This window comes from Lentimicrobium sp. S6, from assembly GCF_013166635.1.
GTDB lineage: Bacteria > Bacteroidota > Bacteroidia > Bacteroidales > UBA12170 > UBA12170.
The window spans coordinates 20880-36104 of sequence record NZ_JABKBZ010000013.1; the positions used below are offsets into that span (position 1 = coordinate 20880).

Genomic DNA, 15225 nt, shown 5'->3' on the forward strand with positions numbered 1-15225 from the left:
AAGATAAAACCAAAAGACAAGACAAGACAAGACAAGACAAGACAAAAAAAGCAGGCATAGTAGCCTGCTTTTTTTGCTATCTAACCAGCATCACTGTTCCTACTTCACTTCCTTTCTTACCCGGAGCAGAAGTTCCTTGTCCTTGATAATCTATTCGCCAAACATAATTTCCAGCTGGACAAGCTTCACCATTAACGTCACCGTCCCAACCTTCATGGATATCATAGGTTTCGAATAACATCTTACCTAATCTATCAAATATCATCATATGGAATTCCACACTAGGATCTGATGTAATAGGTTTAAATCTCTCGTTTAATCCATCAGCATTTGGTGTAAAAGCTGTTGGCATAAACATTCTACCATTACAAAGAGATACATAGCCCGTATCACTAACCTCACAACCTGGATTACCTACAATCACAGAGTAGTTTCCAGTTTCATAAACTGTAATAGCACGAGTTCTAAATCCATTATTCCAAATATAATATTCAGAGCCATCTCCTCCTCCTGCATCTAACTGAACAGGCTCACAAGAATACATAAATAAAGAATCTCCCAAATCAACCAAAGGCGTTGCATAAACATCAATAGTAAAGCTAACAGAATCTAAACAACCTTCACTACTTGTACCAATAATATAATAATCAGTAGTAACATCAGGGCTAAAAACCATTGGATTACCTTCTTCAATTGGTTCATCAGAATCAATAGGCTTCCATATATATTCTTCAGCACCTTCTCCTGTTAGAGTGATAATTGAATCCCGACAAATTGCAGTAAGCAATGGATTATACGTCAAGAACGGAATTGGATGATGATATAATTCTATTGAATCAATCGCATCCTCACAATTAGCTTGCCCATATGCTTTTAGTATTAAGAAAACTCTAGTGGTATCATGATTGATTAAACCCGGATCATAATAAGTTGGGTACATAATATTAGCTGTATCAAAATATCCAGTTAAACTAGTAGTAGACCATTGTAATGAATCATAATAATTAGCTACAACAAGCTCTGGAGTATACTCTTGACCTGAACAAATGGTATCACCATCAGTAAGATACACTTCAGGAAGAGGAACAACATTCACTTGAATGACAACACTGTCTGAATGACCACAGAAATTAGTCCAATGTGCAGCATAAATGGTAGTGTCTATTGGTTGCACAACAGTTAAACTTTCTCCATGACCTATATATGTTTCATCTGAACCATCAATAATAAACCAGTTCAGTCGTTCTCCAAATCCACCACTACCAGATAACGTGATGCTATCATAAGAAGTGATACAAAAATCATTAACATTCACAATTACGGTTGTTGGTGGTTCAGCATATTCAATATAATGAACAGTCACCATTAATGGATCACCAGAACCTCCTCCAGTACCACCATTGCCTATTCCAGAGCCAGAAGGTGCACAGTCATTAATCCAGAATGCAAAGTAATTTGTAGTACTTGTAGGAAGAGCTACATTTATAGAACTTCCAACTCCAACTACATTATCAGGGGATACTTCATCAACATACCACTCAATATAGTCTCCATAACCTCCCCCATCACCATAAGCAATCAATTGAATAGAATCATAATCACATTCAGGACATATTGAATCAGGAACAGCTACTAAGCTGTCTAATAAATTAGGTAAATAGTCAACAAGCAGTTCTACAGGAACAGACTGATCCTCACCGCAATTATTAATTACATCAACAGTATAACTACCTTCATCTCCTCTAATAATTGGGTCGAAAGGAAGAATATTATTCTCTTCAGATGGAACAATAAAACCATTTTTATACCATACATAATTTAATGAATCACCTTCCGCCAAAACTTCGAACTGGAAGAAAGTACCCTCACAAACAGTAGCTCCATATGGGTTATTTAAGATATGAGGAGGCTCGTTAATGTTTAATATAGCATAATCTGAAGTAATCTCTCCGCAAGTATCAGCTATTACACAGTAATACTGTCCTTCATCAGGGAAATCAATATTTGCAATTACCAGAGTTGATTCTGTTCCAATTACTGTTGGATTAGTATCTTTATACCAAGTATATGTAACAAATTCAGTAGAAATAGTTTCAACAGAGAAAGAAACTGTTTCCAATAAACAAGAACTTACATGTTGTGGATGCTCCGTAATTTCTAAATTTTCTAATGCTCTAAGATTAATGGTATCACTATAAGTAGTAGTACATTCATTAAATACCTTCACATAGTAATCAGCTGTTTCCAAAACCGGTTCAATAGCCAAAATACTGTCATTAAGAAAAGGTGCACCCTGACTATTGCCATCTCTGAACCATTGATATAATAATGGACTCTCACCAGTAACATGAACTATCAATTCAGCATTTGTTCCAATACAGAATGCAGTATCATTTAGTAAAGGCTCTACAAACCTTGGGTTTTCTTTCATACTAACCACAATTACCTCTGAAGACACAGTATCACAATCAGAATGAATATTGCAATAATAATCTCCTAAAACAGGTTCAAGAACAGCATCTATAAATAAGGTATCATTAGATTCTCCAGCTATTGCAACACCCTCATAGAACCACTGATAAGTAAATGGTTCAATACCATCTGCAATAACAAATAAGAATGCTTCTTCACCTTCACAAACATTAACCTCATCAGTTTGAAGACTAATAGAAGTTTGATCATTGATATCTAATAAAACCTGAGTTAAGAAAGAGGCTCCACAAGCATTCACCCATTGTGCACGGTAAACATTATCATTAGCAGGAATGTCAGTCTCATAAATAAATGTATCCACCGTGATTTCAAATGGTTCAGAATCTATGCCTTTGAACCAGTAAATACTATCACCAGAACCACCATAAGCAGTTAGTCGCAATGAATCGTATTGATTAATACAAATACCATTATCTTCAAACTCTAGATAATCTATAGCTTCAGGGTCTTCAGACACTGTAATAACTATAGAGTCACAAGCACTCACTCCACAAGAATTCTCCCATCGAGCATAGAAGGTTGTTGTTCCAGCAGGAACCTCAATACTAAGTGTCGTGTCTACAGTTATAGCATATTCTTGACCTTCACATGAACCAGTAAACCAATGAATGCTATCACCCACTCCACCATGAACAGTAAATTCAAGATAAGTAGGATAATTATAGCATACATTATAAACATCACTGACAATACTATCCATTACTTGAAGCTGAGAATACATCTCTAGAGCCACTGTATCAGTTGATATTCCATCATAACATTCATTGCTCACTAAGCAATAATAATGGTAAAGCGTATCTATTACTGTTACTGGTGTAATTTCCAAATCTGGACTACTTTGTCCTGATATCACACTAGAAACTCCAGCTCCATCAATTTTATACCACTGATAAGCGACAGGTAATGTTCCTTCAGCTTCAGTATTGAATTGAGCTGTTCCATTTAAGCAAACAATTTGATCGATGGGTTGAGTAGTAATATAAGGTATAGTATCTACTTCAACATGAACGGTAACTGATGTATCAGAACTACAACCATTAGAAACTATACAATAATAGTTGCCCGTATTTAAGAAGCTCGCTGGATTAATAATAAAAATAGAATCATTGTCAGAAGTGGGTACACCTTTGAAATTCCACTGGTATTGTAATATTGGAGAACCTTGAGCTTCCACAAAGAAAGACAAACTATCACCTTCGCAAATAGTATCAAAAACAATAGGTTGCGTAATAATTTCTGGAACCATATTCACTGTTAAAAATGCGGAGTCAGAAGCCAGCGTATCACAGGCATGATAAACTTTGCAATAATAATATCCGCTATCAGCAGGAGTAACATCATAAACAATTAATGTATCATTTGTTGCGCTAGCAAGAGCAATATCATTTTGGAACCATTGATAGCTTGAACTTGTCAATGCTTCAGTTTGGTCTGTTTTTATAAAGAACATCACAGAATCAATTCCTTCACATACACTTTTGTTCTGTGGATGTCTAGTGATGGTAATTTCACCATCCACATAAATAGTGAATGTTTTACATTCCGAGTAAGATTCATCAGGGCCACAATAAACTTCATACCTTACAGAATACATAGTAGTTTCCGTGGGTATTTGACCAAGTGCAAATAAATCAAGAGTATCGCCTGCCACTATAAACTCGGCGGCTGGATTAGTACAAATATCACCTTTATACCAAACCAATGAATCACCATAACCACCTTCTGCTTTCACAAATAATTCATCATTATAATTATAACATATAGTGTCGAGACTAAGAATAGTTGTATCAGGAATAATGGGATCTTCTTTGATGATGATGGTTAGAGAGTCACAGTTACTCACTCCACAAGGAGTTTCCCATCTGGCATAAAAGGTGGTCGTTTCACTTGGAGCACCAATTTCTAAAGTAGTATCAGCTGTAACTGTAAATAAATCTCCATCGCAGGCACCAGAGAACCAACGAATAGAATCACCAAGACCACCATATACTGTAAGTTCTATGTAAGTAGGATAATTTAAACACAAATTATTGGTATCACTTACAATGCTATCCATTTTAACAACTTGTTTATACATGGACAAACTCACGGTATCACTACTTGGGCCATCTGAACATTCATTACTCAACATACAGTAATAACTAAATGCGGTATCCGCTGCCAAAACAGGGGAAACACTAAAAGTAGATCCTGTTTCTCCAGGTAAGACAACAGAAACATCTGCATCGTCTATTTTATACCATTGGTAATTGATTGGTAAAGTTCCATTTGCTATTACCTCAAACACAGCATCTGCATTCAAACAAACAATTTGATCGAGGGGTTGTGTGACCACAAATGGGATGGTATCTACTTCAATATTAACTTTAGCAGAGGTATCACTACCACAACCATTAGTGGTGATACAATAATATTCTCCTGTATTTGCAAAAGAAGCAGGATTAATGGTTAAGAAAGTATCTATAGCCGAAATAGCCACATTATTAAAATACCATTGGTTTTGAATAACAGGAGTTCCTTCCACTTGAAGATGCATAGTCAAGCTATCCCCTTCACAAATCGTATCTAAAACACTAGGTTCTAAAATAATATTAGGAAGCAAGTTAACAGTTAACTTGGCACTATCAGAAACTAAAGTATCACATGAATTATAAATCTTGCACTTATAGTATCCATCATCTGCAGGTGTAATTCCTCCAGTTAACCAAAGGGTATCTGAGGTAGCGCCACTAAGTGCATTATTTCCAAAATACCATTGATAAAATAAATCTGTTAAAGATTCTCCTGAATCTATATCTACACTGAAGAAAACAGATTCTGTTCCTTCACAAACTGTTTTGTTTTGAGGATTAGGAGTGATAAAAAACTCACCATTCACATATACATCAACTAACAAACAAGAAGAACTAAAGTCACTACCTCCACAATAAGACTCCCATCGAGCAGAGTATGTAGTTGTTTGAGTAGGTATTTTTCCAAGTGTAAAAAGGTCGATTCTCATTCCTGTATCTAACCTTTCAGCATTTGGGTTAGTACAAATATCACCAATATACCAAACTAAAGAATCACCAGCTCCTCCCTCAACAGAAAGGAATAGAGAATCGCTAAAGCTTAAACAGATCGTATCGAGAGAAGTAGTTATAGTGGTTGGTTCAACAGCTATTTCTTTTATCATAACACTATCAAAAACACAATCTGTAACTCCACATTGATTCTCCCATCTGGCATAGTATTTTGTTTCAGCCAATGGATCAGGAGCAGCTACAATTAAATCGTTATTTACAGGATAACCTGTGCCTAGTAAAATTCCCCCACAAGCTTCGGTATACCATCTCAAAGTATCAGTATTAACACCATTATTATTGGCCGATAAGGTTATATCGAAATTATTATCAGGACATAACATATCTGGAGTCACACTCAAGCCTGTAGGAGAATTTACAGGAATAGCTGTCACATTTAATAGTGCAGCATCAGATGTTGCTGTTCCACATGCATTTGTGATTTCACATATATATGAACCATTATCTGCTGTAGTTACACCAATGATAGACAAAATATTACTATTTCCGCCAACTGGGCTACCATTCCTTGTCCATTCATAAGTTTCAGTACTTGGATTTCCAATCTCAACTGTCAGTGTAATATCATAGGCTTCACAGACATCCAAACCCACTGGATGGACCGTAATTTGAGGAATCGCACATGGATCCCATTGAAAAAAATCTTTATAATCATTTCCCCCAAAACCGGTGCCCACATATACTTTATTTCCTACAGCAGATGCAACAGCCAGCTCTCTAGCATTGCCAGTAAAATCTGTTTTCTGATCCCAATTAGTTCCATCGAAACTCCAAAAGTCTGTAAGGTATGTCCCATTATTTCCTAATCCTACATATCCAGTGGTTCCATTACTACAACCAATAGCTCCACCTCTTATTCCACCTGGGAAATCAGCCAATGGAGTCCAAATATCAGTATTGGTATTATAGGAATAGAAATCTTGGCTATATGCCCCCACTCCAATATCACCCGTTCCATAATAAGCCATGGTACCAATTGTAAATGCAACTGCTTTAATCCTTGCCGTGCCCGGAAAGGCAGCCCTACTAGTCCAAGTATTATTATTGAAATTATACTTCCAAAGATCATTTCTAAAAGAACCATCATCACCTCCAACAACAAACCCACTTGTTCCAATAGAGAATGCAGAAGCATAAGATCTAGCTCCTCCTGAGAAAGCAGCAATAGCTGACCATGAATTTGACAATGCATTATATTTGAAAACTGTATTTGTTCTCGAACCACCGGCCACTTCACCCGTACCAACAATAGCTTGATTATTCACTACCATTGCGAAAGCACCAATTCTTCCAACACCAGCAAAATTAGCTTTCTGCGTCCATGCTTCAGTAACAGTATCATATTGCCATAAATCCTGATGATAAGTTGATCCCGCCTTACCAAGTGCAATGTATACCTTACCATTAATTGTAAAGCTTACCGCTCCAGTTCTTTTCAAGCTCGGTGAACCATCACCTAAATCGGCTTTTGGAATCCATAAATCGTTTTGTGAAGTAGCTGAGAAAGCGAAGAATAGCCCTAGTAAAACTATCCAAAGTCGATAACCTATTGGGTTTATTGACTTTTTTAGAAATGAAAATAGTAACATATTTTTCATAAATATTGATTACTTAATAAATAATTTGAAGACTTTTTAATTCAGATACCTGAACACTTGGTGGGAAATCCCCATTCTCCAATTTCGACAAAACTAAAGAAGCAACCTTGGCTGCTTGACTAGAATCTACAAATGCTCGGTTTCCTGTAATTGCTGGGATGTTTTTTTGAATAATTAAGATTTTGTCACTTTTTAAAACCTGATAATACCATGCGTTAGTATCATTTTTCAACACAACAAAATCAAAAACTGAAGAATCCACTTGAATTCCACCATAATCTTGGCCATTCCCAAGCAGCCTGATTGGACTAAAGGAGAATAACAAAATCAAAAACAAACCCAAAGCAAACATGCTCAAAAACAGTCTCATGTATTGATTTTAACTTTAAATAGCACTTACTTACATAAAAGGCGCCATTAACTTGTCAAATCTACAAAAAAACTTTAGAAAAGAAAACATATTTTTATTCTGGAAATGCACAAAAAATAAGGCTTGTAATTAAATAAATTATGCGAAATTTGCACACTCATTAAAACAAAAAAAATGGCTTATAATTTAGGTGATAAAGTAAAGTTTCTAAACGAAGAAGGCGGAGGATTCATTACAAAAGTAATTAGCCCATCCATGGTAGAAGTAAGTATTCAAGATGGCTTTAACATCCCCTATTCTACTACTGAATTATTGAAAGTAGATGATCAAGGAACAGCCAGTCAGTTTTTTGATGAAGACTTTGGAAATAAACCAGAGGCTAAAGAAGGTGATAATCAAAACCCAAGTCATATTTCATCAGAATTATTCAAGCGTCAGAGCCTTGATTTAAAGAAAGGAATTTATCTCGCTTTTGTTCCACAAGACCAAAGGTGGCTAATGACTGGCTTGATAGATATTTACTTAATGAACCATAGTGAGTATGATATCGTATTCAGTCTTAACCTATTAAGAGACAATGCATTTATCAACCAAGAATATGATGTACTAGGTCCTCATAATAAATTCCTTATAGATACTATTGACAGAGAAGATATTAACGAATGGCTTAAAGGTCAGCTTCAAGTGCTATTCATCAAAGACAAATCTGAAAAGTTAATTTCACCATTGAACAAAAGCTTCAGCATTAAAGGAGCCAAATTCTATCAAGAGAATAATTTCAAGAATATTGATTTATTAGATGCCAATGCCATGGTTGTAGAATTAATTACTATGGATTATCAGCAAATGATAAGTAAAAATAGTGATGAGCTTAAAGATCTTAAAATAGAAGAATCACCAAAAGCTATTGTAAAGCAACAAAAATCATTGATACAAAAATATAAGTATGCTCCATTAGAAGCTGAAGTTGATTTACATATTTCAGCATTATCTGATGATTTTAGAGATATGAAACCTCAAGAGATACTTGATGAACAATTGATGCATTTTAATAAAACTCTAGAGGATGCCATGCAACACCAATATGTGAAAATTATTTATATTCACGGTATAGGTAATGGTAGCCTTAAGAAGAAACTAAAGGACGAGTTGAGGGGTTATGAAGAGATAGAAGTAAGAGATGCTAGCTTCCAAAGATATGGATATGGAGCTATTGAAGTTCATATTCATTATAAGTAGGTTGGAAGTTGGATGACAGAGTTAGAAGACGGAAGTGAGAAGTGAGAAGTGAGAAGTGAGAAAGTAAAAGTTAGATACTGAACAACAGGTATCAAATAAAAATAAGTTTTATAGAAGGTGACTGAACTTATCGATTTACCAGTAGACTGAAGATAGAAGACCGATGCTTAGATATTGAAATCAAGGCTTCAACTTCGCTCAACGAAAAAGTTCTTAAAAATATAAAGCTCTCTGATCTATCGCGGCAATTTTAGGATTGACGAGGAAAGTCGGGGCAACACAGGGCACCATACTTCTTAACGGGAAGGGCTCGATTTATCGAGAACAGAAAGTGCAGCAGAAAGTAAACCGCCATGGCATCTCGATGTCAGGGTAAGGGTGAAACCGTGGGGTAAGAGCCTACGCTTGCTATAGGCGACTATAGCTCGATGTAAACCTTATGGGTTGAAAGACCAAATAAACCGGAGATTTTTCGCGCGTCGGAAAGGGAGGTCTGCCCGGCCAAATCCGGAGGGTAGGTTGATAGAGGTATTGAGCAATTAATACCCTAGATAAATGATAGACTCCGTCTTAGGACGGAAACAGAACCCCGCTTATAGGAGAGCTTTTATTTAAAACTCCCAATCGTTTGATTGGGAGTTTTTTTTGCTTTCAGGGTCGACGACCCTATTTATTATCGGTACTTTCAAAAATTTTATCGGCTGATTTGGCGATAAAACCAGTGTAAAGCACTCCATGAGCATCTTCATAACGTTTGGCGAATTCATAGAAGCATGATGGAATTTCTCTTGGACCATCTTCAAACTCGACAGCGATCTTTCCTGCTCGTATACTCGATTGCTCCAATAACTGTTCTGGCGTTCCTTTCACCTCTCCTCCTACCTCTAATATAGCAAAGCCTTTATCTCTCAAAAACTGATTGAGCTCATAGATATCAGTATGGTTTTTTAAGGCATTGATGTTCACCGTAAAATGATTGGCTCTATAACCATAAACATACAACCATGCTGCATATTCAGACTCCTCTTGAAGTTTTAAATAGGTATTGTAATTTGGTTTTCCCCATGGACTGCCTCCCCATAAGAAACTGGCATCTTTAGCAAAACCTTCTGGAATTCGACCTATAGTCTCTGCAATGGCTTTTTGAGCAAATACACTAAAATATTGTGGCTGCAATGCACTGATAAATACTTTGGGAGCATCTTTATCTGTTTTATGCTCATAGTGATGGGCTATTAGCTTTTTGGCTTCGAAATGATAAGTGCCATTTTCTTTATAACCTGCATCTAAAAAGGGCTTGGCTAAAACGTCAATATTCACTTTGGGATGATCGAAAGTACGAAATGCAATATGATCGTTAATTACAGTTTCTCCTTCAGTAATAAAAAGGTCGTATATTTTCTTTGTTTCTGGATTTTGTTTGATATAATCTTTCCAAAGATTCTCAAATATCTCCTTATAGCTTGTCATAATGATTTTGTTTTTTTTACAAAATTAGCCATTCAAAGGTTCGAAACAATTAAAATTGAATTATTAGATATAATTTATGATTAGAAAAACTATTTTTGCTGAAAATTGGGAATATAGTTTATATTCTCTGTTTATAGAACATCAAAATATAGAGAATACATCATGCAATTAACAAACAGGCAATTATACTATCAAAACTTGGCTACACCAGCTTTTGTACCAGAGGCTATTGAAGTAGTAAAAGCAGAAGGAATATATTTAATAGACGATAAAGGAAACAAATGGGTGGATTTAGTTTCTGGTGTTTCCGTAAGTAATGTTGGGCATAGAAACCCGAAAGTAGTAGAAGCCATAAAAGAGCAAGTGGACACCTATATGCACCTGATGGTTTATGGAGAGTTTATCCAATCTCCACAAGTACAATTAGCAGGACTCATTAGCGAACAGCTCCCCTCTTCTTTAGATTCTGTTTTCTTTGTTAACTCTGGCTCAGAAGCCAATGAAGGTGCCATGAAGCTAGCCAAAAGGGTGACCGGAAGAAGCGAAATCATCGCCTTTAAAGATGCTTACCATGGCGGAACTCATGGTGCTTTAAGCCTATTGGGAAATGAAGAAATGAAATACGCCTTTCGTCCCCTACTACCAGATATCAAATTCTTGGAATTCAATAATGAAAGCCTAATTTCTGAAATCACAAAAAAAACTGCAGCAGTTGTTATCGAATCAATTCAAGCAGAAGCAGGAATCATTCTACCAAAAGAAGGGTACCTCAAAGCCATTGAGATAAGATGTAAAGAGGTCGGCGCCTTATTAATATTAGACGATATTCAAATGGGGTTTGGAAGGACTGGAAAATTATTTAGTTTCGAAAATTTCAATTTTATTCCAGACATACTGACCCTTGCCAAAGGGATGGGTGGAGGAATGCCTATTGGAGCTTTTGTGGCCTCTAAAGAAATGATGAATCAATTACAGTCAAAGCCCAACTTAGGACATATTACTACTTTTGGTGGTCATCCGGTGAGTTGTGCAGCTGCGAAAGCAAGTCTTGAGGTTATTTTAGACGAAAAGCTCTGCGAACAAGCTGAAGAAAAAGCTCAGCTTTTTGTTGAGGCCCTGCAGGCACATCCTTTAGTAAAAGAAGTAAGACAAAAGGGCCTTATGCTGGCTGTAGATTTAGGCTCCAATGAACTCGGTAAAGAAGCGATGAAGGTATTGTGGGAAAACAGATTAATTGTTGACCAGTTTTTATTCAACAGAACCTCCTTTAGAATTGCTCCTCCCCTTACCATATCTAAAGAAGAAATACAAGAAATTATAAACACATTAATTAAAAGCTTAAACCAAATCAATTAAGTAATTCTCCAAACTTCTTAGGCTTCCACAGCTAATTGCTGTTTTAAATCCTCAAGAATCATTAAGGCAGCTTTAATGGTTTTCACATTTTTGAACATCAAACTCAGCTTACCATTTTTCTCTCTCATTTTGCAACTCGTATTGCTTTGAATATGCTGAATCATCATTCCAAAATAAGGACCTGAGAAAAACTGACTATCCTGATTGCTGATAAAATAGGCATAGAGATATCCTCCTTTTAACCTGACTTGCTCAAAACCTAAATCCTTACCCAACCATTTCAATCTCATAGACTGGAGTAAACTTTCTACTGCTTCAGGCAATGATCCGAAGCGATCCTCTAAGGATCCACCAAACTTAATTAGCTTTTCTTCTGTATCAACTTGCGATAATTCTTTATAAAGAGATAATCTTTCCGCCACATTCTCCACATAATCATCAGGTATCAAAGCATTTAAGTCAGTATCGAGTTGGCATTCAGAAACATAATCCGATGGGGTTTCATTTTTACTCAATTCTTGAAATTTAGAATCCTTAAGTTCCTTTAAGGCTTCATCGAGAATCTTCTGGTACATTTCAAAGCCTATATCAGAAATAAACCCTGACTGTTCTCCACCAAGAATATTCCCAGCTCCACGAATATCTAAATCTCGCATGGCAATATTAAATCCAGAACCTAGAGTTGAAAATTCTTCAATGGCTCTCAAACGCTTTCTAGCATCATCAGTTAGAGCCATGTCTGGTGGTGCTAAAAGATAGCAGAAAGCTTTCTTATTACTCCTGCCTACACGTCCACGCATTTGGTGTAATTCGCTTAATCCATAATGATTGGCTTCATTAATAATGATGGTATTCACATTTGGAATGTCCAATCCAGATTCAATGATTTTGGTCGCTAATAAAACATCATAATCTCCTTCAATGAAATCGAGCATGGTTTTCTCAATCTTTGCTCCCTCCATCTGCCCATGAACTATAGCAATCTTCACATCAGGAACAAACTTCTGAATCATACCTGCTACTTCCTGAATATTCTGAACTCTATTGTGGACGAAGAAGACTTGTCCCCTCCTACTTACTTCATAGTGTATTGCATCTCTTATGATCTCCTCAGAAAAAGATCGGACTTCGGTTAATACAGGTTGGCGATTTGGAGGAGGCGTATTAATCACACTCATGTCCCTGGCTCCCATTAGTGAAAACTGTAGTGTACGAGGAATTGGAGTTGCAGTAAGTGTGAGGGTATCCACATTCACTTTAAATTGTTTGAGCTTTTCTTTAATGGAAACCCCAAACTTTTGCTCTTCATCAACAACTAGAAGCCCTAAGTCTTTAAATACAATATCTTTTCCAACCAACTTATGAGTTCCAATCAATATATCAACTTTACCTTCTTTGGTATCTTTCAGAACTTGTGTGACTTGTTTGCGAGGACGGTACCGGCTTATATACTCTACTCTGCAAGGGAAATCTTTTAATCGCGCCAAAAAAGTTTTATAGTGCTGGTAGGCCAAAATAGTTGTGGGTACCAAAACAGCCACCTGTTTACTATCTGCTACTGCTTTAAAAGCAGCTCTAATAGCTATTTCTGTTTTCCCAAAACCCACATCTCCGCAGACCAATCTATCCATTGGGTTTTCGGCTTCCATGTCTTCTTTTACCGCAAGGGTTGTTTTCACCTGATCTGGAGTGTCTTCATAAATAAATGAGGCTTCCAATTCTGTTTGTAAATAAGTATCTGGGGTAAATCCGAATCCAGGTTTTGCTTTTCGCTCTGCATAGAGTTTGATCAGCTCCTCAGCTATATCCTTTACCTTTTTCTTGGTTTTAGCCTTAACTACTTTCCAAGCTGGTGAACCTATTTTATGAAGCACAGGAGCTGTTCCGTCTTTGCCACTATACTTTGATATCCGATGTAAAGAATGGATATTTACATAGAGTAAGTCTTCATTTTTGTATATAATTCTGATGACTTCTTGGGTTTTTCCATCATTCACAATCTTTTGCAAACCATCGAAACGCCCAACTCCATGATCGATATGAGTAACATAATCGCCTTTTTGCAAATCATATAATTCCTTTAAGCTAACGGCTTCTTTTCCTCCAAAGCCTTCACGCAAACGAAATCGTTGGTAGCGATCAAATATCTGATGATCAGTATAAATTACTAATCCATTATCTTCATCTATAAATCCTTGATGCAATCCAACTAAAATCCCTTGGTAGATTTTATCTTCAGTATCTGGTCTTAAATCCTCAAAAATCTGTTCCAATCGAGTCAGCTGTTTCTCAGATTCACTTACAATGATAGTCTTTAAACCATTATTCTCATTTTCTTGAATATTACCCAAGAGCAAATCAAACTGCTTATTGAAATTAGGCTGAGGCTGGGTATTAAATTGAATATCTATCTTCTGATTGGATTTGGCATGGGTATAAATGATTTTATAATTGAGGATGTCATCAGCGAAACTTTCTCCACTGATAAACATTTCTTCTGGATGTAGATGTTTGATTTCGCCACTCAATTCTTCGTAGTGTTTTATGGCATTTTCATAACCTTTCTTCAGTTTCTCTTTTATGAAATCCTGATTCTGAATCCAAACATTACAATCCTTTGGCATGAGTTTGAAGAAAGAATTTCTTTTCTCTACAATTTCCTGGCGTTGAAGATTTGGAAGAATCTTTGCTGTTTTCAGCTTTTTCACACTCAACTGACTGGCTGGCTCAAAAGTACGAATAGACTCCACTTCATCCCCAAAAAACTCAATTCTATAGGGATGGTCATAGGCATAGGAGAATATATCCATTAAACCTCCTCTAAGTGCAAACTGACCCGGCTCTACCACAAAATCGACTCTAGAGAATCCCATATTCACCAGCCTCTCCAACAAAGCATCTTGCTCCAATTCATCATCCTGACGAATCATTAAAGTATTATCAGTAACATATTTCTTAGAAACAATTTTCTCAGATAAAGCTTCAGGAAAACTCAATAAAATCAAATCCTTAGTACCCGAATTGTTTCTGGCTATCACCTCTGTTCTGGATAGCAGGTTCGCGCTATCAGGATGATCGGTTTCATAAGGTCGCTTATAGGCCGAAGGATAAAACATCACTTTCTTACGAGGATAATCTACACCTACATCCTCTAATAGATTTTCTAAATCATTATATAAATAAGCTGCTGTTTCTTTATCGGGCATCACCAAAAGGTGAAATCCTTTTCGCTGCTGAAATACAGAAGCCACATATAATGACAATGCAGATCCCGACAAGCCTTTTAAGCCAATCTGTTCTTGATTATCAAATAATTGCAGAAATTGCTGAGTCTTTTCAGACTGATAACGGGAAAGTAAATCGTTTATCTTCAAACCTAATCTTATTTTTTTGCGAAAATACGAAGATTATTGAAGTTTTCCCTCAACTTTTATACTTGCTCCAGCCTCATGCATAGAATTAATAAGCTGAAATCGAAATCCATCTCGATATTCTCTGGTCATATCGCTGAATTTTTGTTTAAAGGTCTGCATGGCTTTTAGTTTTTGATATTTCTTGTATTGCATAATATTGTTTTAATTTGTTAGTATTTGTTGATGACGGATGTTTGATGACG

The 15225-nt window shown here is 36.3% G+C and carries 7 protein-coding genes and 1 other RNA gene; 3 read left to right on the top strand and 5 right to left on the bottom strand.

The window, feature by feature from the left end:
* Positions 1 to 76: 76 nt before the first annotated feature.
* Together HNS40_RS06610 and HNS40_RS06615 are read right to left on the bottom strand one after the other, a co-directional pair.
* A complete protein-coding gene (locus HNS40_RS06610) occupies positions 77 to 7174 on the bottom strand; it encodes an immunoglobulin domain-containing protein (protein WP_172278936.1) in 7098 nt (2365 codons plus the stop codon).
* 13 nt (positions 7175 to 7187) lie between these two features.
* Positions 7188 to 7544: a DUF4907 domain-containing protein gene (locus HNS40_RS06615; protein WP_172278938.1), complete on the bottom strand. Its 357-nt coding sequence runs from the start codon at positions 7542 to 7544 to the stop codon at positions 7188 to 7190.
* Positions 7545 to 7718: 174 nt separating this feature from the next.
* On the opposite strand from HNS40_RS06615, the gene HNS40_RS06620 reads away from it, so the two are divergent.
* Together HNS40_RS06620 and rnpB are read left to right on the top strand one after the other, a co-directional pair.
* Complete coding sequence (locus HNS40_RS06620; protein WP_172278940.1) at positions 7719 to 8783, top strand: DUF2027 domain-containing protein; 1065 nt, start codon at positions 7719 to 7721, stop codon at positions 8781 to 8783.
* A gap of 223 nt (positions 8784 to 9006) precedes the next feature.
* An RNA gene (gene rnpB / locus HNS40_RS06625) (RNase P RNA component class A) lies at positions 9007 to 9395 on the top strand.
* Between the two features lie 54 nt (positions 9396 to 9449).
* On the opposite strand, the gene HNS40_RS06630 is transcribed toward rnpB, so the two are convergent.
* A complete protein-coding gene (locus HNS40_RS06630; RefSeq protein WP_172278942.1) occupies positions 9450 to 10253 on the bottom strand; it encodes a DUF1338 domain-containing protein in 804 nt (267 codons plus the stop codon).
* Positions 10254 to 10415: 162 nt separating this feature from the next.
* On the opposite strand from HNS40_RS06630, the gene HNS40_RS06635 reads away from it, so the two are divergent.
* Positions 10416 to 11609 (top strand): aspartate aminotransferase family protein, encoded by a 1194-nt coding sequence (locus tag HNS40_RS06635; protein ID WP_172278944.1) that lies wholly within the window; start codon positions 10416 to 10418, stop codon positions 11607 to 11609.
* Positions 11610 to 11626: 17 nt separating this feature from the next.
* Here HNS40_RS06635 and mfd read toward each other — a convergent pair whose 3' ends face one another.
* Both mfd and HNS40_RS06645 read right to left on the bottom strand, forming a co-directional pair.
* Positions 11627 to 14983 carry a transcription-repair coupling factor gene (mfd, locus tag HNS40_RS06640; protein ID WP_216663702.1) on the bottom strand — a complete coding sequence of 1119 codons (3357 nt, stop codon included), beginning with the start codon at positions 14981 to 14983 and terminating at the stop codon, positions 11627 to 11629.
* 33 nt (positions 14984 to 15016) lie between these two features.
* Positions 15017 to 15175: a hypothetical protein gene (locus HNS40_RS06645; RefSeq protein WP_172278946.1), complete on the bottom strand. Its 159-nt coding sequence runs from the start codon at positions 15173 to 15175 to the stop codon at positions 15017 to 15019.
* Positions 15176 to 15225: the final 50 nt, after the last annotated feature.

Excerpts from the sequence above, each read along its gene's own strand:
- HNS40_RS06620 (WP_172278940.1), top strand. The coding sequence starts at position 7,719 with ATGGCTTATAATTTAGGTGATAAAGTAAAGTTTCTAAACGAAGAAGGC.
- HNS40_RS06615 (WP_172278938.1), bottom strand. The coding sequence starts at position 7,544 with ATGAGACTGTTTTTGAGCATGTTTGCTTTGGGTTTGTTTTTGATTTTG.
- HNS40_RS06610 (WP_172278936.1), bottom strand. The coding sequence starts at position 7,174 with ATGAAAAATATGTTACTATTTTCATTTCTAAAAAAGTCAATAAACCCA.
- HNS40_RS06645 (WP_172278946.1), bottom strand. The coding sequence starts at position 15,175 with ATGCAATACAAGAAATATCAAAAACTAAAAGCCATGCAGACCTTTAAA.
- HNS40_RS06630 (WP_172278942.1), bottom strand. The coding sequence starts at position 10,253 with ATGACAAGCTATAAGGAGATATTTGAGAATCTTTGGAAAGATTATATC.
- HNS40_RS06635 (WP_172278944.1), top strand. The coding sequence starts at position 10,416 with ATGCAATTAACAAACAGGCAATTATACTATCAAAACTTGGCTACACCA.